The following is a 23,515-nucleotide window of genomic DNA, read 5'->3' as shown; positions in this document are numbered from 1 at the left end:
CATATTTTATGAGTGAAGAATTTGGACCACAAGCCAATGAGGAGGAACTTTATGAACATCATAAGGTAATAGCTTCTAAAGGCCAAGAGCCGCTACGTATAGATAAGTTTTTAATGAATTTTATTGAAAACGCAACACGTAGTCAAATACAAAAAGCAGCAAAAGACGGTCACATTTGGGTAAATAATGTGGTGGTAAAGCAAAATTATAAAGTAAAAGCAGGTGATGAGATACGCGTTATGTTTACGCATCCACCATACGAGTTTTTATTACAGCCAGAAGATATACCTTTAGATATTGTCTATGAGGATGATGTTCTTTTGGTAGTAAACAAAGAACCAGGAATGGTTGTGCATCCAGGTCATGGGAATTATTCTGGAACCTTAATAAATGCATTATTGCACCATTGTAAGGACGAGTTGCCTAACAATACAAGTGATAGACCAGGGTTGGTGCATAGAATAGATAAAGATACATCTGGACTTTTAGTAGTTGCTAAAACAGAAGCGGCTATGACTTTCTTGTCTAAGCAGTTTTTTGATAAAACATCAGAAAGAGAATATATTGCTATTGTTTGGGGTAATGTAGAGGATGATGAAGGTACTATAGAAGGTCATTTAGGTCGTCATCCAAAAAACAGATTGCAAATGCATGTTTTTCCTGAAGGAGACGAGGGGAAAGAAGCGGTAACGCATTATAAAGTAATAGAGCGTTTGGGGTATGTTACTGTAGTTTCTTGTAAATTAGAAACAGGTAGAACGCACCAGATTAGAGTGCATATGAAATATATAGGGCATACATTATTTAATGATGAGCGCTATGGAGGAGAACGTATTTTAAAAGGCACAACATTTACAAAATACAAACAGTTTGTAGATAATGCGTTTAAAATATTACCAAGACAAGCATTACACGCTAAAACTCTTGGTTTTGTGCATCCTGTTACTAAAGAATTAATGCGATTTAACTCAGAAATACCAGAAGATATGGCAAGTGTTATAGAGAAGTGGAGGCATTACGCTAAGCACGCTCAATAGCATTAGTTTTTGCAATAGTGGTATTTAAAAACTCTTTTAGAGTATAGGTGAAATTGTAAAAAGGATTCTTAATTTTATATCAAATTAAATAAAAGATGAAGATTGTTATTTCGCCAGCAAAGTCATTAGATTTTGAAACCAAGTTGCCAACTAAAAAATTTACAGAACCTCAGTTTTTAAAACAAGCTAAAAAGCTAAATGAGGTTCTTAAAATGAAATCGCCAAAAGCAATATCTCAGCTTATGAGTATTTCAGATAATCTAGCGCAATTAAACTGGCAACGCAATCAAGATTTTACTATACCGTTTACTACAAAAAATGCGAGACCAGCTGTTTTTGCTTTTAATGGTGATGTGTACCAGGGCTTAGATGCATATTCTTTATCAGAAGCTAAGCTTGGAGCTTTGCAAGATAAACTAAGAATCTTATCTGGTTTGTATGGCATTCTTAAGCCTTTAGATTTGATGATGGCTTACCGTTTAGAAATGGGAACAAAAATGCCTGTAGGTAACAATAAGAACTTACACGAGTTCTGGAAAAAAGATGTAACAGCTTCACTAAACTCAGAACTTAAAGAAAATGAGGTTTTTGTAAATCTAGCCAGTAACGAGTATTTTGGTGCGGTAGACAAGAAAAGTTTAAAGTCACCTATTGTTACTCCCATTTTTAAAGATTGGAAGAATGATAAGTTAAAGGTAATTAGTTTTTACGCTAAAAAAGCTAGAGGTTCTATGGTGCGTTATATTATAGATACCAATGCAGAAACTTTAGACGATATTAAGAAGTTTACTATAGATGGCTATGCTTATAGCCAAGAGTATACGGAAAAAGAAAATATGCCGGTTTTTATTAGATAATAATATGTGTAAAACATCGTTTTTATAGTATACAATTAAATATGTGTGCTATGAAAAATAAACTGTTTTTACCTATTGTAATTTTATTGTTGAGCTTTTGTTTTAGTTGTGACGATAGAGATGATAATCTTGAAGCCGTAAATATTAGAATAAAAAACACGAGTAGTTTAACTTATGATACAGTACAAGTAGGAGAAGCAGATATGCAACATACAGCTATTGCACCTGATGCTTTTTCTGAGTATTTAGAATATGAGACGGCCTATAATTATGCATCTATCATAATAGAGGCAGACGGACAAACATATACATTACAACCTATAGATTATGTGGGTGAGACACCTTTGCCTTTAGGTTTTTACACGTACGAGTTAAATATTATAGAAGAAAGTAATGGCGTAGAACTTACCTTAGTGGTAGACTAAGTAAATTAGTTTTGTCTTTGTTTTTGTATGTTTTCAGCAATTCTAATAGCTAAAACTCTTTTTTTACTAATTAGCTTTTCTATTTCAGCTTCTAGACTTACACGTTGCTTCTCTAGCTCAACAGCTTCTAATAATAAAGAGTTGTCTTTTAGTTCGGCTACTGAAGAAACTGTGTTTATGCCATTTTGCGTAAAAACATCTAAAGCCGTAATTGTATCTTCTACATCTATAAGTGCTAGTTTAGCATAATGTCTTCCTAAGTCCCAATCTTTAGGCTTGCTAGCTTTATCTATATTTTCTAAACCGCTTAAGACAGTAGTTTTAGCTTTAAGGCAATCACATTGCTTCATAAGCTTATTACTCTTCTCTAGAGCAGTATATGCTTTATTGGCATAAAATTTTTGATGATCAAAATTATCCGCTTTCAAAGACTTTTTTGCGTAGTTAAGTGCGTAAGAAGTTGCAGAATAAGCATTGTCACAACTAGATGTATTTGTAAACGTATTAGTTATTAGAAGAGAAAAAATAACAAAAGTACTTTTAAGCATAGTGTTTGGGGAGTTGGTTATGTTTGCAATTTGGTAGTACAAACTTGGTCTATTTTTAGGTTAATTAAAAAGGAATGTGGTAAACACAGTCAAATTTGTGGTGTAGAACCTATTTTTATCGGTTTAAGTGGTTGGTTTTTTAGATAAAAAGCATAAAATGGTTGGTTTTATTTCTTTTTTTCTGGATTAATCTTTTCTTGTAAAGTGGGTTTTCTTTTAATTTTTCGCTTCCTTTTGGCTCCATACGTGCCGTTTATGATTTTCCCTCTCTTCGATTTTATATCTCCTTTTCCCATATATCATATAATTTTCCTAAAAGGTAATAATTTTTAAGATCAATGTCAAGCTTATTTCTTGATGTTTTAAAAATTGAATGTCTAGTAATATACTTAAATTACTTATTAAATAAATGTAATATAGGTAAAATAGTAACAATATGATACGAAATAAGGTTGTTTTGTAAAATTTTAATATTGATAAAAACGGTTAAATGAAGTACCTTTGAGAAGTAGAATAAAAAGAGGTAATTATGTTAATTGATATTGTTGATTAGCATTTAATTTGGCAAAATAATTGCATCTTGGTAGTAAATACTAACAAAAATAGAGTAAATGAAAATTAACAAGGTTTTAGTTGCAAATAGAGGGGAGATTGCAATCCGTATTTTTAGAGCATGTGTAGAAATAGGTATTAAGACCGTTGGTATATATACCTATGAAGATCGTTACTCTTTGCACAGATATAAGGCAGATGAATGTTACCAAATTGGAGAAGATCATGAACCTTTAAAACCGTATTTAAATATAGATGCTATAATACAGGTAGCAAAAGATAATGATGTAGATGCGATACATCCTGGTTATGGGTTTTTATCAGAGAATGCAGAATTTGCGCAGAAATGTGCAGACAATGATATAATTTTTGTTGGCCCTAAGGTATCCGTATTAAAATCTTTAGGCGATAAAATAACGGCTAAGGAAGTTGCGGTTGCTAATAATATCCCAATTATACAAAGTAGTGATAAAGATCTTGTAGATGTTCGTATTGCTATAGATGAAGCAAAACGTATAGGATACCCGTTAATGCTAAAAGCTGCTTCTGGTGGTGGTGGTCGTGGTATGCGAGTTATACGTACCGAAGAAGAACTAGAAAAGGCTTTCCCTGAAGCTAGAAGAGAATCTTTAAATGCCTTTGGGGATGATACCGTTTTTCTTGAAAAATTTGTAGAAAACCCAAAACATATAGAAGTGCAAATTGTTGCAGATATGCATGGTAACATGGTGCATTTGTACGAGCGAGATTGCTCTGTACAAAGACGCTATCAAAAAGTAATAGAATTTGCTCCATCTATTGGCCTACCGCAAGAAACTAGAGATAGTTTGTATAAATATGCGTTAGATATTTGTAAAGCTGTAAATTATAATAATATAGGGACCGTAGAGTTCTTGGTAGATGATGATGGTAGTATTTACTTTATAGAAGTAAATCCAAGAATACAAGTAGAGCATACGGTAACCGAAATGATTACCAATATAGATTTGGTAAAAGCACAACTGTTTATTGCAGGTGGTTACAAACTATCTGATCAGCAAATAAAAATTCAAGATCAAGAATCTGTAAAAATTACTGGTTATGCTTTGCAGTGTAGAATTACAACAGAAGATCCTGCAAATGATTTTAAGCCAGATTATGGCGTGGTTACTACCTATAGAAGTGCTTCTGGTTTTGGTATTAGATTAGATGCTGGTAGTATTTATCAAGGTGTGCGTATTTCGCCGTTTTTTGATTCTATGTTGGTAAAGGTTTCTGCAATTAGTAGAACTTTAGATGGTTCTTGTCGTAAAATGCGAAGAGCATTAGCAGAGTTTCGTATTAGAGGTGTAGAAAGTAACATGGCGTTTTTAGATAATATTTTAAAACACCAAACATTTAGAGACGGTAAGGTTACAGTTAATTTTATTAAAAACGAACCTTCTTTGTTCGAGTTTGTAGAGCCAAGAAATCGTGCTAATAAATTAATAGAATATCTTGGGGAAACTATAGTAAATGGTAATCCGGATGTAAAAAAGAAAGATCCTAATCACGTTTTTTCTAAACCAAAAGTACCTTCTTTTGATAAAAGAGGTCCTTTTCCTAAAGGAACTAAAGACTTGTTAACAGAGCTAGGCCCAGAAGGCTTTGCTTCGTGGTTAAAGAAGGAGAAAAAAGTACATTTTACAGATACTACAATGCGAGATGGGCACCAAAGTTTATTGGCAACTCGTATGCGAACTACAGATATGCTTAAGGTCTCTGAAGGGTATGCAAAAAATTTTCCGGAAATATTTAGTATGGAAGTTTGGGGAGGTGCAACGTTTGATGTTTGCTTGCGTTTTTTACAAGAAAATCCTTGGGAACGTTTAGCGCTATTGCGTAAATCGATGCCAAATGTATTGTTACAAATGCTTCTGCGTGGTTCTAACGGTGTTGGCTATACTGCCTATCCAGATAATTTAATTGAAAAATTTGTAGAAAAATCTTGGGAAACAGGGGTAGATGTATTCCGTATTTTTGATTCTTTAAACTGGATGAAATCTATTGCGCCAACTATAGAGCATGTTCGTAAAAGAACAGGTGGTTTAGCAGAAGGTTCTCTTTGTTATACGGGTGATATTTTAGATCCTAAGAAAACAAAATATGATCTTAAATATTACATTCAACTCGCAAAGGATATAGAAAATGCAGGTGCACATATTTTAGGAGTAAAAGATATGGCTGGTTTATTAAAACCAAATGCTGCCTTTGAGCTTATATCAGCCTTAAAATCAGAAATAAACATACCCATACATTTGCATACGCATGATACATCTTCTATACAAGGAGCAATGTATTTAAAAGCCATAGAAGCAGGTGTAGATGTTGTAGATGTAGCACTTGGCGGATTGTCTGGCTTAACATCACAACCAAATTTTAATTCTCTTGTAGAAATGTTACGTTTTCACGAAAGAGAAAATAAATTAAACACAGATAAACTTGCAGAATACTCTAATTACTGGGAAACCGTACGTAATTACTATTACACGTTTGAGTCTGGATTAAAATCTGGCACAGGAGAAGTGTACAAACACGAGATTCCAGGTGGACAATATTCTAACTTAAAAGGACAGGCAATTGCACTTGGTTTAGAAGATAAGTTCCCAGAGGTAACAAAAATGTACGGAGAGGTAAATCAACTTTTTGGAGATATTATTAAAGTAACACCTAGCTCTAAAGTAGTAGGTGATATGGCGCAGTATATGATTAGCAATAGTTTAACTGTACAAGATGTTTTAGAAAAGGGAGATTCAATTTCTTTTCCTCAGTCGGTCATTAGTTTTTTTAAGGGCGACTTAGGACAACCTGTGGGCGGATTTCCTAAAGAACTACAAAAGATAATATTAAAAGATCAAGTAGCTTATACAGACAGGCCAAATGCACATTTAGAACCTATAGATTTTGAAAAAGAATTTAAGTCTTTTAAACGAAAATTTGCCAAGGGTATGGGTAGAGATTTAGAGATTACAGATTTCTTATCTTACAAACTATATCCAAAAGTATTTACAGACGCGTATACCAACCACGTTAAGTATGGTAATGTTATGAATATACCAACAAAGAATTTCTTTTATGGTATGGATGTTGGCGAAGAAATTATAGTAGAGTTAGATCGTGGTAAAAACGTACTAGTATCGCTAATGCTAAAAGGTGAGCCAGACGAAAACGGATATGTTAGCATCTTCTTTAAAATTAACGGACAGTTACGTAATGTAATGGTTAAGGATAAAGCAATAAAAGTTGTTAAGGCCCAGAACATAAAAGCAGATAAAGAAAATGGTAAAGAAATAGGAGCGCCGTTGCAAGGCTTATTATCTAATGTTTTGGTTAAAAAAGGGGAAGCAGTTAAAAAGAATCAGCCTTTGTTTATAATTGAAGCTATGAAAATGGAAACTACCGTAACTGCAACAGCGGAAGGTGTTGTAGATAAAATACAATTATCTGGAGGTTCTTTAGTAAATTCTGATGATTTAGTATTGGTGCTTAAATAGCGCTATATACCAACTATTTAAAATAGTAAACACCATTCTTCTTATTGTAGAGGAATGGTGTTTTTTTGTGCGTTTTCTTCAATGTTAGTTTTGGTTTTTCCATTAATGATGAATCAAAATAAAATGATTTTCTTCTTCATTCTAATCTTTTATTACAAAATGTTAATTGCTAAACGAACCTTTGTTTACTGTTTGTGTATCTGTTAAAAGATTGGAAAATAATAAGTTATAGAATTATTTATCTTTTTGTTTATATTTAGTCTAAATAGTTTTGTTGTTATTATTTTGGGTTTTACATTTGCTCCTTTATTTTAAATAAATCTAAATAAGAATTATGTATAAGAAATTATGTCTGCTATTTGTATTGGCAATTCAGTTGTCTTTTGCTCAGTCACAAATAGAGGGTTATGTTACAGATGCTAACAATGAACCAGTGAGCTATGCCAATGTATTTTTGTCGGGGACAAAAATTGGAACAACAACTGATGAAAGCGGTTTTTTCACCATTTCTAATTTAAAAGAAGGTACCTACAATGTAAAAGTATCTTATGTTGGTTATTATGGTGTTGTTAAGGAAGTATCAATAATAGAAAATGAAATACTAAAACTTACTTTTAAGTTGGTAGATAACTTAAAGCTAGATGAGGTTGAAGTTTTTGGCAACCGATTTGAGCATCCAGATAAAATAGAAGCATTAACACGTTTGCCACTGGCGCCTTACGAGCAAATACAGAGTATTTCTATTATTTCTGATAAATTAATAGAGCAACAAGGAAACCTTACAATTTCTGATGCAACTAAAAACGTACCTGGTGTATATACTTTTGCTACTTATGGTAATAAAAGAGAGAGTATGTCTTCTCGTGGTTTTAGAGGTATTCCTATATTAAAAAATGGAGTACGTGTACACTCAGATTTTAGAGGTCAGGGTATATTAACAGATATGCAAGGTGTAGATAATATTCAGGTTTTAAAAGGTGCTGCATCTATTACTCAGGGTGTTGCTACAGATTTGGGTAGTCCAGGAGGTGTAATTAATATTGTTACTAAAACACCAAAGTACTATTCTGGTGGTTCTGCATCTCTACGTGTTGGCAGTTTTGGACAAACTCGTGCTACTTTTGATGTGTACGGACCTTTAGATAATGCTAAAAATTTAGCATTTAGAATTAATGGTGCTCTAGAAAGATCTGATAGTTATAGAAAGGGCGTATCGTCAGACCGTTTTTACATCAATCCGTCTTTAGAATGGAGAATAGATGATAAAACTACTATTACAGCAGAAATGGATTACCTAGATGACAGTAGAACTCCAGATGTTGGTACTGTAAATTTAGGTGAGAATGATGTAAATGCAATTTACGATTTGCCAGATAATATATTTTTAGGGTATGCTAATGATAAAGCACTAACAAAAAACGCAACTTATTCTCTTCGTTTTGATAGAGAGATAAATGATAAATTAACTATTAAAGCAGCTTACTTTTCTTCTACATTAGATTTAGACGATAAAGGAGCTAGTTTGGGTAATGTTATTACAGACGTAGATGACAATCCTGTATACAATCAAAGAAACCGTGGTTATGCTATTTCTACTCGTAATGATAAAAACAGTGTATTGCAAATAGATTTAATTGGTGATGAAGTACAAACAGGAAAAATAGCACACACTTTCCAAGTTGGTTTTGACTACAGAACAAGTGCATATAGTACAACTAGTCAAAGTGGGGCAAATTTAGATATTGTAGACGTTTTTAATCCATCTGCTAACTCATCAACATTACCAGCAGATTTAGGTTTTGGAGATGTAAACTTGGGAGAGTCAGAATCTAGATCTTTAGGTGTAGTTGCGCAAGACGTTATTACATATAACAAATGGTTAAAATCTTTTATAGGTATACGTTACAGTAAAACTTTAACAGATGCAGCTACAGAAACAACAGAGAGTGATGCTTTTAATCCGTTAGCCGGACTAATTATTACTCCAATAGAGAATGTAAATGTTTTTGCATCATACACAAATAGCTCTTACCCTAGAACAGGTACAAGATTAGATGTAAACGGAAATCAGTTAGGTAATGAACGTTTCGATCAGTTAGAAGCTGGTATAAAAACAAATTGGTTAGACAGCCGTTTGCGTTTTAATTTCACTTATTTTAAAATTAATAATAAAAATATTAATCTACCTGTTTATGATGAAAACTGGGTTGCTACTGGTTTTTACCAAAAAGGAGGTAATGATGAGCGTAAAGGTATAGAGGTAGAATTAAGTGGTCGTATTTTGGATAACCTAGAAGTAATAACAGGATATAGTTATATAGATGCGCAGTACAAAGAGCACACTTCTTATGTATATGGATCTGCACCTTTAAATACACCAAAACATACTTTTAATGTGTATGCAAACTATAGCTTTAAACAAAAATTAAAAGGTTTGTCTGTAGGAGCAGGAGTGTACTATACAGGAGAAAGACCAATTAACGACTGGAGTGCAGGTGCTGTAACACATGAAGGTATTGTGCCAAACCAAAAACCTTTTTATGTGGCGTCTTACACACAAACAAACGCACAAGTTTCTTATGAACTTAACAGTCAGTGGAGCTTACGTTTTTTAGTAAACAATATGTTTGATAAAGTAGGTTACAATGCATACAGAACACGTTACATTAACCAAACAGATCCAAGAAATTTTGCAGGAGTACTAACTTACAGATTTTAATAAGTTAGTTTAAGTTTATAATGAGAAAAGTACAATCGTAATTGGTTGTACTTTTTTTGTAAAAAGGAAAACCCCTAAAACCATTTTGGTTTTAGGGGTTTTCTAATCTGTAAGTTAAGATCTAAAATCTATATCCAATACTTAAACCAGCACGTACACCAGCCCAAGGACCATCTAAATCTATTTCAGCACCATTAGCATCAACTTTATACTCCGTATCTACTAAAGGAATATCAGTATCTTCTAAAGTTTCTAATAAGGCATTTTGCTCGTTCTGAGATAATAATCTAGAAGAAACACCTTTTAAATTTCCGTTGCTAGTTCCAATATGTGGACCAGCAATCCACCAGTCTAAAACAAGGTTGCTTCCTAAGTTAAACTGAGATCCAAATAACAAACCAAAAGTGTTTCCTTTTATAGTACCACTAGTACTTAAAGACTCGGTTCCTCCGCCATCTAAATCATAGCTAAAGTTTATGTTTTTAAAAGTGTATTTAGAAGCTCTAAAAAATGGAGCTATATAAAACCCTTTTCCATATCCTTTTTTTCCAGTGTAAATACGTACTTCTGGTGTAAAACTAGAGTAGCTCATTTTGCCATCGTGTACAATATTTGCTAAGTCATCATCATCATCTTCATCAACAAAAGAACTTCCAAAAGGAATACCACCTTCAGGTATTGTACCATAAGATAAGGCTACAGAAAAAGTTTTGTTTAAAACTCGTTCATATTGAAATTGAAAGTTTCTAAAAACTAAACTTGTTACACTAAGTTTTGCAATGTTTTTTTTGTCTTGATACTCTAAAATAGACTGTTCTTCATTGTTGGTTTGTTCGGTAGGTTCTAATTCTTGTGCATACGTAAAACACGTAACAGATAAGAACGTAGTAAGTAGTAAGATTTGTTTTTTCATTATTTATTTTTAGTTATCGAAATAAAACGCCTCTTGTAGGAATTTATTGCAAGTATACAATTACTTTTAAATTGTATACAAAAATTAAAAATTATGAAATTGTTAAGTTGATAAAAAGAAAAGCCCTGAAATTATAATAATTTCAGGGCTTTTGCATATAAAAGCTTGTGGGGTTATTTTTTATTTTGCTGACCCTTAATGGTTTCAGAGTCAATGTCGAACGTATTCGTGTTTATAGTAGTATTCCCTGTGGGATTTGTAGGATTTGTTTGTTTTACTTTTCTTTTTAATCTCTTATCATCAATAATTCCCATATCATTTCTTTTTTTAGGTTCATCTTCAAGATACAAGATAACTCGTAATGTTTTAGTTAATAGACTTGTAAGTCTTTGTTAATGAGTGTTAAATGGTTTTTTAATTTTTTTTCACTAAACTATTTAAACCACGTATTACATCCTTTACTTTTTGTTAGTTTTGCAGTCTTTAAAATATACAGATGATTACAGTAGATAATATTGCAGTAGAATTTAGCGGAACAACCTTATTTAGTGGTGTAAATTTTGTTATTAATGAAAATGACAAAATAGCACTTATGGGTAAAAATGGTGCTGGTAAATCTACAATGATGAAAATTGTTGCCGGAAAACAAAAGGCAACCAAGGGTAAAGTTAGTTGCCCTAAAGACACTGTAATTGCTTATTTGCCACAGCATTTGTTAGCGGAAGATAATTGCACAGTAGTAGAAGAAGCGTCTAAAGCTTTTAGTCACGTTTTTACAATGAGAGATCGTATGGCTTTTTTAAACAAGGAGCTAGAAACAAGAACAGATTATGAGAGTGATGCCTATATGAAAATTATAGAAGAGGTATCTGAGCTTGGGGAGCAATATTACGCTTTAGAAGATGTAAATTATGATGCTGAGGTAGAAAAAGCATTAAAAGGCTTAGGTTTTAGATCAGAAGATTTTAATAGACTTACGAGTGAGTTTAGTGGCGGTTGGCGTATGCGTATTGAGCTAGCTAAAATACTACTGCAAAAACCTGATTTAATTTTGTTAGATGAGCCAACAAACCACATCGATATAGAGTCTGTAATTTGGTTAGAAGACTTTTTGGTAAACAAAGCAAAAGCTGTAATGGTAATATCGCATGATAGAGCATTTATAGATAATATTACCAACAGAACTATAGAGGTTACTATGGGTAAAATTTACGACTACAAAGCAAATTATACACATTACTTACAATTAAGAGAAGACCGTAGAGCGCATCAAATTAAAGCCTACGAAGAACAGCAGAAGTTTATAGAGGACAATATGCGTTTTATAGAGCGATTTAAAGGAACGTATTCCAAAACAAATCAGGTTACCTCTAGAGAACGTATGTTAGAAAAATTGGATATTATTGAGATTGATGAGGTAGATAACTCAGCCTTAAGATTATCGTTTCCGGCAGCACAACGTTCTGGAGATTATCCAATTTCGGTTGAAGATTTAACCAAAACTTACGGAGATCATACCGTATTTAAAAATGCCAATATGTCTATCTCTAGAGGAGAAAAGGTCTCTTTTGTTGGTAGAAACGGTGAAGGTAAATCTACTATGATAAAATCTATCTTAGGAGAAATTGAATACGATGGTAAATGTAGTTTAGGTCATAATGTACAAGTAGGTTATTTTGCCCAGAACCAAGCATCATTGCTAGACCCAGATTTAACTATTTTTCAAACCGTAGATGAGGTAGCAAAAGGAGATGTGCGTACGCAAATAAAAAATATCTTGGGTCGTTTTATGTTTAAAGGCGATGATGTAGATAAAAAAGTAAGCGTATTATCTGGTGGAGAAAAAACCAGACTAGCAATGGTAAAACTATTGTTAGAGCCTGTAAACCTTTTAATATTAGATGAGCCTACAAATCACTTAGATTTAAAGTCTAAAGATGTTTTAAAAGAAGCGTTACTAGATTTTGATGGTACATTAATACTAGTATCTCACGACCGTGATTTTTTACAAGGTTTGGCAGAAAAAGTGTTTGAATTTAAAGATCAACGTGTTATAGAGCATTTTGAAACTATTGATGCTTTTTTAGAACGTAATAAGATTAAAAATATAAAAGATATCGACCTAAAAAAGTAAAAATAAATTTTTGAGGTAATTATTAAATCTTCAACACAACTAGATATATAGCTAGTTGTGTTGAAGATTTTTTTATTTAATGCATTGCAGAAGCATCAACCTTACCTGCACCTTTTTTAATTAGCAATACAAAAGGAACACAGATAAGAAAAAGTACGCCCAGGTATAAAAATATATCCATATAAGATAAAATTGCAGCTTGTTTATTAACAGAACCATCTATTAAAGCATAAGCTCTAGATAAAGCCTCATCAGGACTAAATCCTTTTGATATAAATAGCTGTTTGTAAGTCGCAATACGTTCTTGTACGTTGGTTGCTATAGAACTAATATTAGGAATAAGATCTACGCGGTGTTGTTGGTTTAATCTAGACAGCATTGTAGTAATTATAGCAATACCAAAAGAACCTCCTAATTGTCTCATCATTCCTGTAAAAGCAGCGCCATCTCCAATATCTTTTCCTTTTAATGTAGATAAAGATAAGGTTGTAATAGGCACAAATAATAGTCCTAAGCCAATACCTCTGGTTACTAGTGGCCAAAACATAGCCTCGGAACTGGTGTCTGGTGTAATTAGTAGATGCATCCAAAAACTGTAAGCAAAAAAGATGGTGAAACCCAGTGCTACAAGATATTTTTGAGAGATGCCGCGTTCTATTAATTTACCTACAATTGGCATCATTATACCTGTAGTTATAGAACTCGGAATTAATAATAGTCCGGCATCTGTTGCTGTCCAACCAAGTATAGACTGCGTATAAATTGGAATAATAAAAGTAGAGCCATAGAGTCCAAAACCTAAAATAAACGTCATAATAGTACCAACTCTTAAGTTGCTATCTTTTAAAGCCTTTAAATTAACTATTGGATGTTTATATACTAATTGTCGCCATATAAATAATATAAAACCAAAAAAGGCAGATACCGTTAGTGTTACAATTATAGGATCTTGGAACCAGTCATCTTGTTGACCATGTTCTAACACAAATTGTAAAGAACCTATAAACGTAGCAAGTAAAATAATACCCCACCAATCTACCTGGTTAGCTTTTAATTTTTCTCCGTATTTAGGACTTTTCACATAAAATATGGTTAAGAATACGGCTATAATACCTAATGGAATATTAATGTAAAAGATATAAGGCCAAGAAAAATTATCTACCAAATAACCACCTAAAGGCGGACCTAAAGTAGGGCCAACAATAATACCCATACCATAAATGGCTTGTGCCATACCTCTTTTTGCAGCAGGGTAACTTTCTGTAATAATAGTTTGTGCAGTTACTAGTAAAGCACCACCACCCAAGCCTTGTATAAACCTAAAGGCAACCAGTTCCCAAATATTTGTAGCATTACCACATAAAAAAGAGGCCACCGTAAATATGATTATAGAAACGGCAAAGTAATTTCTACGACCAAATTGCTTGGCCAGCCAACTAGTCATTGGTATAATAATAACATTAGCAATAGCGTAAGCCGTTACTACCCAGGCCACATCTGTTAATGTAGCGCCAAGACTACCGCGCATATCATTTAATGCTACGTTTACTATAGTAGTATCTACTATTTCTAATAAAGCACATAATACCGCAGTAATGGTAATAATTACCCTTCTGTAGCCGTATTCAACTAGGCTGTTTTCGTCTACTTCTTGCATAATTAATCTAAATGAACATCTACAAGAACGTTCATCCCAGAACGTAGTTTAGAAAGTTTGTGAGCTTCATTGTCAGAAGAAAAATCAATTTTAACTGGTAACCTTTGTACTGTTTTTACAAAGTTACCTGTAGCATTATCTGGTGGTAATAATGAAAAACGAGCACCAGTAGCTGGTGAAAAAGCAGTTATTTTACCTAAAAACTCTTCATTTGGGTATGCATCTACTTCTATAGATACTTTTTGACCTAATTCCATTTTTTCTAGTTGGGTTTCTTTAAAATTGGCAATCACCCATTTTTCTGCTGTTTGTACCAAATAAATTAAAGACTGACCTTGTGATACAAATTGACCAGGTTGTAAATTTACCTCAGATAATTGTCCGTCTATAGGAGCAGTAACAATCGTATATGCCATATTTAATTTTGCAGCGTCTAAAACTGCTTCAGCACTTTTTATATTAGCCTCTGCAACATTGGTTTGTTTTTTTGTAATTTCTGTTTGTGATACAGCAGCATTATGTTGGCTAGCGGATGCTTTTTGTTGATTTTCTAAAACGTTTAACTGACTTTCAGCTTCTTGTTTTGCAGCTAGTGCCTGCTCGTATTGTTGCGTTGTAATAGAATGATTTTCGTATAAGTTTTTGTAACGTTCAAAGTCGTTTTTTGCTCTCCAAAGTCTAACTTTTGCACTTTCTATATTTCCTTTAACAGAATTAACCTGTGAGTTAGATGCTGCTGCATTGGCTACTGAAGATCCAATACTAGCTTTAGATACAGTAAGCTGACTTTCGGCAGCCGCTAAACCAGCTTTGGCTTGCTCTAATTGTACTTTGTAATCTCTATTGTCTATTATAAAAAGTGTATCTCCTTTTTTTACTTTTTGATGATCATTTACATAAACCTTTTTAATGTAACCACTAACATGAGGTATAATAGGACTCATATTTGCAGAGATTTGTGCATCATCCGTTTCTTCATGAGAAAGTGAATGTATATACTTATATAGCCCGTAAACAACACCAATAGTTACTAAAACTGATACTATGATGATAAACTTATTGTTTGTTTTTTTATTTTTTTCCATGGGGTTTATGTATTATTAAATAGAAAATTTGTTTGCTAACTGCCCTTTTGCAGCAAGTAATTCGTAATATTTTTTAGTTATTTCGGCTTTTGAAAAAGCAAGATTAATTTTAGCTTGAAGCTGTTCTACATCTGCTTCTAACAAATCGTTTGTGTCTACCAGTCCATTATCATATTTGTCTTTAACAATTCGGTAGTTTTCTACAGCTTGCGCTACAGATGTAGTGTATACCGTAAATTTATGAAGCGCTAAAAGGTATTCTTCCTTTGTACTTGCTAACTGTACCTTATTGTTATCTAGAGCCATATCCAAAGTATAAGCAACTTCTTTAGCTCTACTTTCTGCTGCTTTTACTTTACTTTTGTTTTTAAAAATATCAGAAACGTTGTAGGATACACTTACACCAATATTTATGGCATTTGTAATTGTTAAGGCGTTATTTAGGTCTAAAGCTGTATAGCCACTAACTAAACCAATGGAAGGGTAATAGTTTGCTTTGGCTACTTTTATTTGATTTTTAGCCGCCATTTCTTCAAACTGTAACGCTTGTATGTCATTACGCTCTTCTAAACTTTCTTCTTCAATATTTTTATTAGTAATAGTACGTGTATCAAAATCAGCATCATTTAATTCAATTACCGTATTTTCGGGTAACTTTAAATTGGTCGCTAACCTGTAATTAAGAATGCGAACATCTTTTTTTGCATTTTCTAAAGAAATTTCAATATTAGATTGTTGTATAGTAGCTTTTAGTAAATCGTTTTTAGCTAGTAATCCATTTTTCTCCATTTGACTAAAGTCCTTAACTCTTTGCTGCACCTGGGCTAAATTTTCTTTTATTAATGCTACATTTTGTTTTGCCATATATAGGTTGGCATACGCATTAATGGTATTTAAAGTGGCCACTTCTTTGGTGTTTTTTGCTTGGTAAATAGTAGAATTGTAGTGATTTTCACCAGCAGAGATACTATTTTTAATTTTAAAGCCAGAGAATAGGGGTAGGGTTATGTTTGCTTGTCCTAGAGCAAAAGAGTTTACATCTGGTGCTTCTGTTGTTGTACCATCACCACTGCCAGTATTTAACTTTAAATCTATATTGGGACTTGTTAAATAAGAATACTGCCCAGAGATATTAAAGTCGGGGTACCTATTGTTTTTTATAGATGTTAATTCTTCTTTTGCTGTGTTTACTTTTGTATCAGCAATTTTGGAGATATTACTTTTTGTAGTGGCAAGTTTTACAGCCTCTTGTAGCGTTAAATTTGTTTTTTCTTGAGCAGTTATATTACTAATTGTTAAAACAAATAATAGCATTAAAACTATTGGGGTTTTCATTTTTTTAGTATTTATTAGATGTATTAAATGGATAAGATTTTATTTTTTATTTTTTTTTGGATTATAGGTTAATACGGCTCTAGCTGTTCTTTGTACGTGTGGTATTAAATTAGAAAATATGTATTTTTCAAAACCAGTATCATCTTTAAGATCTAAGACGGACATAAAAAGAGATTTGTTAAAGTATAAACTAAAGTATGCTCCTCTTAGATTACTTGCAAAGAGTAAATAATCTACACCTTCTACAAACGAACCTTCTTTTTGCCCATTAGTTATAAAGTCTTTTAATGTTTTAAAATTTTCTTTTTTCTGGGCATTATAGATTTCAAAATCAAAATTATGTTCATTGTTACTATGTAGAAAGTGAATAATTTTATAAATTCTTCTGTTCTTGTGTATTCTACTAATTACTAAGGAAACTATTTGATCTAACTTTTCTAGGTAGCTTAATTCTGTAACAATTATATCTTCAAACTCTTCTCTAAAACCAGTGTTTCTATACGCTACAATTGCTTGTAATAACTTTTGTTTAGAACCAAAGTAATAGGAGATCATTGCTACATTTATATCGGCAGCCTTTGATATTTGTCTAATAGAAGTACCATCAAAACCATTTATTGCAAATAATTCTTCAGCTATATCAAGTATTTTTTTCTGTTTATCATTCCACTCCATGTGATGATTGTTAATTTTGAGGCTGTAAAATTAAACAAATGTTTAAATTAAACGTTTGTTTAATTTAATTTTATGAAAATTTTAAGATTGGTTTTGTTCTTAGATTTTCATCGCACTAAAAAAAAGAATACTACAAGTACTTTTTTATTGTTTAAATTAAATATCTGCGCAATTATTCTGTTTAATTGTTTTTTGTGTTAGTAGGCTGACAAGTAGTTGTTTAAGTAATTATTTTAAACTTCGCTTAACAAAAGGATCTCCGTATTAATGCTTACGTAATACGTGTTAATGTTTGCCTAACATTATTATAAAGTAGCGAGACTTTTAGCTTAACAGTAGCTACATAGTTTTGGGCAACTTAAAAAAACACGATGAAAAAGAAGTACTATTTAATTTTATTATTACTAACAGTATGTACTGTTGCTGCACAAAACAAAGGGAGTCTTAACGGACAAGTAGTAGATGAAACAGGGACTCCTGTAATTGGAGCCAATGTTATTATACAAAGCATTTCTAGGGGTGCAGTTACAGATGAATCTGGCTTATACAAAATTGATGACTTAAGTTATAAAACGTATACGGTTACAGTATCTTATTTAGGATACAAGAGCATAAAAAAAACGGTAGATATTTCTACACCACAGACTAGGGTAAACTTTAATTTAAAAGAGCCTTCTTTTCAATTAGACGGTTTGGTGGTTACAGCACAAAAAAGAGAACAATTAAATAAAGATGTACCAATTGCTATAACATCTTACGGTAGTGAGTTTATTAACAACCAAGGCACGTTTGAGTACGATACTTTTTCAGATTATGTGCCAGGTTTACAAATCCAAATTCAAAGTGTAAACAACCCAGGTATTGTGGTAAGAGGTATTACTAGTGATAGTGGTGACTCTAGAGTAGAGCCAAGAGTTTCTGTTTTTCAAGACGGAGTATCCATTAGTAAATCTCGTGGTTCTGTTGTAGAGTTGTTTGATATTGAACGAGTAGAGGTGCTAAAAGGCCCGCAAGGAACTCTTTTTGGTAGAGGAGCACAAATTGGTGCAATGCATATTATACAAAAAAAGGCAAAGAACGAGACTTCTGCGTCTTTAAAAACGGGTGTTGGTAATTACAATCAGTTTTTAGTAAATGGCTTTGTAAATACACCAATAGTAAAAGATAAGTTATTTGCTCGTTTTGCTGCCATTTATAATAGAAGAGATGGGTATATAGAAAACCTTTCTGGCGGAGACCTTAACGGTAAAGAAACTTTAGCACTTAGAGGCTCTTTAAAATATATGATTAATGATAATACGACCTTAGATTTAATTGGAAACTGGCAGCAAGACACGCCTCCAGGAACGTCTTTTAAAAGTGGAACATTTGCACCTTTAGGAGGAGATTTAAATCCGAACTCTTTTGCAGATTTAGAGCGCGGTAAAGAATTAGGATTAAACCGTAAAGTATATGGTATAACAGGTATTTTAAAATCTAATTTAAATGATAATTGGGATTTAACAGCTACTACAGCTTACAGAAAATTTGACTCTGATGAAGCTTTTGATGCAGACGGTACTGCAGCACCAGTTTTATTTTTTAGAGAGATTGCAGAAGGCGAACAATTTAGTCAAGAAGTACGATTTAATTTTGATAATGATGATAAGTTTTCTGGTTTCTTTGGAGCTAATTTCTTTTATGAGAATGGCTCGCAAGCAGTTCCTTTTGAGGTGAATGAGCAAAGTTACTTTGTTCTTTTAGTCGCTACAGATGCTTTGGTTGTAAACGGTATACCAACATTGTTTCCTAACCTACCTAATGACCCGGCTAGTTTTGGACCATTGGCTGGCGCTCCTTTATTGTCTATTAATAAAGAAAACTCTATTAACTATGGCGAAAATTATTCAGGAGATATTTTTGCAGATGCATCTTATGATGTTACAGATAAATTAACTTTTACATTAGGGTTAAGAGCAACCTTAGAAAATAGTAATGCTGGTTTAGAGGTTATAAATGCAGATACCCCAGGATTGTTAGGTAACTTTTTAGGCGCTTTCCCTAACAACTTATTTACACCAACAAACGGTAGAATTTCGGCAAGTGAAACTTTTACATCTGCAGTAGGTAGGTTTGCTGTAAATTATGATTTAAGTGATGTGGTAACTGTTTTTGGTAATGTTGCACGCGGTAGAAGACCAAATGTAATTAATGTATCGGCTACAGAAGTAAATGTATTGTCAGACGAAACTGTTTGGTCTTATGAGTTGGGATTAAAATCATTACTGTTAGATAATAAATTACAGTTTGATATTAATGGATATTATTACGATTACAATAATTTTCAAACAACAATTGCACGTCTAGATGAAACAGATGGTTTGGTTATACTTCCTAACGATAGTGGTAGTGCTACAGCTTTTGGTTTTGAAGCAGCGATGCAATATCAATTTGCAAAAAGTAGCTCTTTCTTTGCTAATTATGGGTATATAGATGCTTCTTTTGATGCTAAAGATTCAGACGGAAATGCACAACAATTGGCAGGTAATACATTTAGGTTAACACCAGAGCACTCTTTTTCAGTAGGATTTAATATCAATCCTACTTTAAGTGAAAAAGTAGCTGTATTTTTAAGACCAACATATACATATAAGTCTAAAGTGTTTTTTGAGGAAACTAATTTACCGAACATATCTCAAGACGGTTATGGATTGTTAAATATTAGAACAGGCGTTACTATAGAAGATAGGTACGAGATTAGTTTATTTGCAACTAATGTTTTAGATGAGGAATTTATTATAGATGCTGGTAATACAGGAGGTGCTTTTGGTATTCCTACATTTATTGCAGGTCCTCCGGCATTTTATGGACTGCAATTGTCTGTAAAGTTTTAAGATAAATTATTAAAAAACAATAAAATGAAAAATAAAAAGACATATATCCTTTCTTTGTTTCTAGTAATTGCTTCTTTTGTAACCGCACAAAAAGCAGTGAAAATGCAAAGTTTAAAAGAGTTAGAGAAAAATATACAAGTAGCGGAGAGTAATGTAGTCGGAATTAAGGCAGATAACGAAGCACGTATCATTTGGGCAGACGATTATAAGTATAAAAAATCACCTATTGCTTTTGTGTATTTACATGGTTTTGGTGCTAGTAGTGCAGAAGGTGAGCCCGTAATGTCTCAGCTTTCGGCAAACTTTAAAGCAAATACATATATGGCTCGTTTAGAAGAGCACGGAATTTATAGAGATAATACGTTCGAGAATTTGACTCCAGAAAATTACATTGCTTCTGCAAAGAAGGCTATAGAATATGGAAAGCAAATAGGCGAAGAGGTTATTGTAATTAGTACATCTACCGGTGGTACATTAAGCTTAGCAATAGCAGCAGAAGATAAAGATATTAAAGCGTTGGTTTTATATTCTCCGTTTATAGATTTACTTAATCCTGCAATGAAATCTATAATAAAGCCAGGAGGTAGAGAGCAGTTTATGAAAGTTTTAGGAGGCACAATGCAAGTGCAAGAACGTCCGGAATTAGAAGCGAAATATTGGTCTACTAACTACCACATAAATGGTTATGTTTCTTTAATTACAATGCTAACAAATACAATGACAACAGCGACTTTTTCTAAAGTTACTTGTCCTGTTTTTTTAGGGTATTATTATAAAAATGAAGAAGAGCAAGACAATGTGGTTTCTGTACCAGCAATGCAAGTAATGTTTGACGCTCTTGGTACACCAGAAGAAAATAAAATAAAGGTAGCTTTTCCAGAAAGCGGAAATCACGTAATTGCAAGTGATATTAGGTCTAAAGACTGGCAAGGTGTTTATGTAAATACAGTTGCATTTTTAAACAAAATTATAAAATGAAATTAAAAATAGCTATTTGCGGCCTTATAGGCCTAGGTTTTATGGCTTGCAAGCAGAGCGATAAAAAGAAAGAAGTAAAAGAAGAAGCTGCTCCGATTGAAGAAACAGTGGTGACTTATAGTTTTGATTTAGAAGGACACCGTGGTGCTAGAGGCTTAATGCCCGAGAATAGCATACCAGCATTTACAACAGCAATAAAACTTGGTGTAAATACTATTGAGTTAGACCTTGCAGTAACAAAAGATAAACAAGTTTTGGTATCTCACGAGCCTTATTTTAATCCGCTTTTTTGTAAAGATTCTACAGGTAAAACTATTGCTAAAAACGATTCTGTTGCGTTAAATATTTATGAGCATACCTACAAGCAAACTCAAAAATACGATTGTGGTAGTATGGGAAATGTTAATTTTCCTGAGCAACAAAAACAGTACGTAACAAAACCTTTATTGTTAGATGTTATTAAACTTGCAGATTCTTTAACAGCAGGTAATGCTACACCAATTAAGTACAATATAGAAATTAAGAGTTTGCCAGAGGGCGACGACTTGTATCATCCTAACCCAAAAGATTTTTCTGATTTAGTTATAGCAACTATTAAAGATAAAATTGCTGTTGAAAATGTAGTACTACAAAGTTTTGATTTTAGAGTGTTGCAATATTTACATCAAAATTATCCAGAGTACACATTGGCTGCTTTGGTGTATAAAGACGATGTAAAAACTAATTTGCAGGCAATAGGGTTTGTACCACAAATTTATAGTCCGTTGCATAGTATGCTAACTAAAGAAGTAATAGCAGATCTTCACTCAAACAATATGAAAGTTATTCCTTGGACAGTTAATAATGAGACTGATATGGAAAAGCTACTAGCAATGGGAGTAGATGGTTTAATTACAGATTACCCTAACAAGGCAATACAATACAGAAAATAATAACCGTAAATAACCAAAAAACTAAAAGCTGTTTCAATTATGAAACAGCTTTTTTTATGCGCTTATATAGGGGTGTTGAGGTATTAATAATAAGTAACAATTGAGGTTTTACTCTTTGGCTAGCTGTTTGTATTCTCGTTTTATTTCTTTGCCTTAATGCGTCCTTCTAATTCCCATCCCACTTTAGCACCATTACTTTCGCCATAATATGTTTCGTTTTAACCATTTAATAGACTTCTAATTCATTTGCCCCTTTTAATTGATGAAGTATTAATCCATAAGATTTTCTTTTGCCTTTATCATCAATTGAATATAAAGGCGTAGAACCATTGGAATTAACCAATTGGACTAGTTTACCGTTTGGATGTATAAAAAGTTTGTAATCAGAAATAGGCTGCATAAACCCTTTTGAGGCTTGAACTCTCTTTGCTATATTATTTAAATATTCTTTTTGTTTATTTACGTCATAATACATAGAATTTATTTCTCTTTGTCTAGATTTTTTATAAACTTCTAAGTATTTCAAAGCATCCCCATTATTAATAATGTTTTTAACATTAGAGTATTTTTCAATTACTTTTTCTAATAATTTATTTTGGTCTTTATCTAAAAAAGATTGAGAATTTTCAAGTCCAACTAAGCTATATGGAACCTTTGCTTCAAATGTCCAAGAATCAATAAAAATCTTTATTGGTTTTTCAATCGATTTTAACTCGCATTTTTTCACTAATTTAAATGGTGGATTTTCATCATTTTCAGAATAGTAGATATCAATACTTATGTTCTTGAGATAATTTTCTGTTAATAATTCATCCTTTTCGTGAGGTTTTATTTTTAAACTTAGTGTTTGAACACCCTTTTTATTTATATATGGATTGAGATATTGATAATTATCAACAACTCCAATTTTATTATTTCTTACTAATGAAACTCCATTAAAAATAATTTCAAAATTGGAATTTAAATTATAATGTACATAATATATTTTTCCGTTTTTTTCATTAAGTTGTTGATTTTCTTTTTTTACTTCTAAATGTTTATTTCTATTATTACCACAACTAAATGACAATATTATAATAATTAATATTATTGTTTTTCTCAAAATTTCATTGTTTTTTCTGTAGTAAAATTACAAAATAACTATGTAGTATTAGTATTACTAACGTGCTAAAAATACAAAAAGCTACCTAAATAAATAGATAGCTTTTGTTTGGTTTAGTAATTTACAAGAAACACTCTTGTAAGTAGCTGTTTTTTTAATTCTTTAAAAGTTTTTTATGATC

17 protein-coding genes are annotated in these 23,515 nt (G+C 32.4%); 9 read left to right on the top strand and 8 right to left on the bottom strand.

Annotation, left to right across the window (positions count from 1 at the left end; genetic code table 11):
• Positions 1–8: 8 nt before the first annotated feature.
• From M4I21_RS14685 to M4I21_RS14675, 3 genes are all read left to right on the top strand, one after another.
• Positions 9–1,037, top strand: coding sequence for an RluA family pseudouridine synthase (locus M4I21_RS14685; RefSeq protein WP_249559984.1), 1,029 nt, complete (start codon positions 9–11; stop codon positions 1,035–1,037).
• Between the two features lie 95 nt (positions 1,038–1,132).
• Entirely contained in the window at positions 1,133–1,894 is a 762-nt protein-coding gene (yaaA, locus tag M4I21_RS14680) for a peroxide stress protein YaaA (RefSeq protein WP_249559983.1), read from the top strand.
• Positions 1,895–1,944: 50 nt separating this feature from the next.
• A complete protein-coding gene (locus M4I21_RS14675) occupies positions 1,945–2,319 on the top strand; it encodes a hypothetical protein (protein ID WP_249559982.1) in 375 nt (124 codons plus the stop codon).
• A gap of 5 nt (positions 2,320–2,324) precedes the next feature.
• Here M4I21_RS14675 and M4I21_RS14670 read toward each other — a convergent pair whose 3' ends face one another.
• Together M4I21_RS14670 and M4I21_RS14665 are read right to left on the bottom strand one after the other, a co-directional pair.
• Entirely contained in the window at positions 2,325–2,867 is a 543-nt protein-coding gene (locus M4I21_RS14670; protein WP_249559981.1) for a hypothetical protein, read from the bottom strand.
• A 167-nt stretch (positions 2,868–3,034) separates the two neighbouring features.
• Positions 3,035–3,163 (bottom strand): 30S ribosomal protein THX, encoded by a 129-nt coding sequence (locus M4I21_RS14665; RefSeq protein ID WP_249559980.1) that lies wholly within the window; start codon positions 3,161–3,163, stop codon positions 3,035–3,037.
• A gap of 315 nt (positions 3,164–3,478) precedes the next feature.
• On the opposite strand from M4I21_RS14665, the gene M4I21_RS14660 reads away from it, so the two are divergent.
• Both M4I21_RS14660 and M4I21_RS14655 read left to right on the top strand, forming a co-directional pair.
• Entirely contained in the window at positions 3,479–6,931 is a 3,453-nt protein-coding gene (locus tag M4I21_RS14660) for a pyruvate carboxylase (RefSeq protein WP_249559979.1), read from the top strand.
• Between the two features lie 334 nt (positions 6,932–7,265).
• A complete protein-coding gene (locus M4I21_RS14655; RefSeq protein WP_249559978.1) occupies positions 7,266–9,650 on the top strand; it encodes a TonB-dependent receptor in 2,385 nt (794 codons plus the stop codon).
• 121 nt (positions 9,651–9,771) lie between these two features.
• Here M4I21_RS14655 and M4I21_RS14650 read toward each other — a convergent pair whose 3' ends face one another.
• Positions 9,772–10,563 carry a DUF3575 domain-containing protein gene (locus M4I21_RS14650; protein WP_249559977.1) on the bottom strand — a complete coding sequence of 264 codons (792 nt, stop codon included), beginning with the start codon at positions 10,561–10,563 and terminating at the stop codon, positions 9,772–9,774.
• A 496-nt stretch (positions 10,564–11,059) separates the two neighbouring features.
• On the opposite strand from M4I21_RS14650, the gene M4I21_RS14645 reads away from it, so the two are divergent.
• On the top strand, positions 11,060–12,697 hold the full coding sequence (locus M4I21_RS14645) for an ABC-F family ATP-binding cassette domain-containing protein (protein WP_249559976.1): 1,638 nt from the start codon (positions 11,060–11,062) through the stop codon (positions 12,695–12,697).
• A 76-nt stretch (positions 12,698–12,773) separates the two neighbouring features.
• Here M4I21_RS14645 and M4I21_RS14640 read toward each other — a convergent pair whose 3' ends face one another.
• The 4 genes from M4I21_RS14640 to M4I21_RS14625 are packed head-to-tail and all read right to left on the bottom strand — an operon-like array spanning position 12,774 to position 17,449.
• Positions 12,774–14,354 (bottom strand): DHA2 family efflux MFS transporter permease subunit, encoded by a 1,581-nt coding sequence (locus M4I21_RS14640; protein WP_249559975.1) that lies wholly within the window; start codon positions 14,352–14,354, stop codon positions 12,774–12,776.
• Positions 14,355–14,356: 2 nt separating this feature from the next.
• Complete coding sequence (locus tag M4I21_RS14635) at positions 14,357–15,439, bottom strand: HlyD family secretion protein (RefSeq protein WP_249559974.1); 1,083 nt, start codon at positions 15,437–15,439, stop codon at positions 14,357–14,359.
• A 15-nt stretch (positions 15,440–15,454) separates the two neighbouring features.
• Positions 15,455–16,774 (bottom strand): TolC family protein, encoded by a 1,320-nt coding sequence (locus M4I21_RS14630; RefSeq protein WP_249559973.1) that lies wholly within the window; start codon positions 16,772–16,774, stop codon positions 15,455–15,457.
• 39 nt (positions 16,775–16,813) lie between these two features.
• Positions 16,814–17,449 (bottom strand): TetR/AcrR family transcriptional regulator, encoded by a 636-nt coding sequence (locus tag M4I21_RS14625; RefSeq protein WP_249559972.1) that lies wholly within the window; start codon positions 17,447–17,449, stop codon positions 16,814–16,816.
• A gap of 371 nt (positions 17,450–17,820) precedes the next feature.
• Between M4I21_RS14625 and M4I21_RS14620 the strand changes: the two genes are divergently transcribed.
• Genes M4I21_RS14620 through M4I21_RS14610 form a run of 3 tightly spaced genes read left to right on the top strand, consistent with a single transcriptional unit; the run spans position 17,821 to position 22,232 of the window.
• Positions 17,821–20,322 (top strand): TonB-dependent receptor, encoded by a 2,502-nt coding sequence (locus M4I21_RS14620; protein WP_249559971.1) that lies wholly within the window; start codon positions 17,821–17,823, stop codon positions 20,320–20,322.
• A 24-nt stretch (positions 20,323–20,346) separates the two neighbouring features.
• Positions 20,347–21,300 carry an alpha/beta hydrolase gene (locus M4I21_RS14615; protein WP_249559970.1) on the top strand — a complete coding sequence of 318 codons (954 nt, stop codon included), beginning with the start codon at positions 20,347–20,349 and terminating at the stop codon, positions 21,298–21,300.
• On the top strand, positions 21,297–22,232 hold the full coding sequence (locus M4I21_RS14610) for a glycerophosphodiester phosphodiesterase family protein (RefSeq protein WP_249559969.1): 936 nt from the start codon (positions 21,297–21,299) through the stop codon (positions 22,230–22,232). Before M4I21_RS14615 ends, M4I21_RS14610 begins: the two co-directional genes overlap by 4 nt.
• A 226-nt stretch (positions 22,233–22,458) precedes the next feature.
• On the opposite strand, the gene M4I21_RS14605 is transcribed toward M4I21_RS14610, so the two are convergent.
• The gene (locus tag M4I21_RS14605; protein WP_249559968.1) at positions 22,459–23,334 is read right to left on the bottom strand and encodes a hypothetical protein; all 876 of its coding nucleotides are present in this window, start codon (positions 23,332–23,334) and stop codon (positions 22,459–22,461) included.
• Positions 23,335–23,515: the final 181 nt, after the last annotated feature.

Origin of the sequence: Cellulophaga sp. 20_2_10, assembly GCF_023476645.1 — a bacterium.
Taxonomy (GTDB): Bacteria; Bacteroidota; Bacteroidia; order Flavobacteriales; family Flavobacteriaceae; genus Cellulophaga.
Note: the sequence above shows the minus strand (reverse complement) of the source record. Positions and strands in the feature narration are given on the sequence as shown.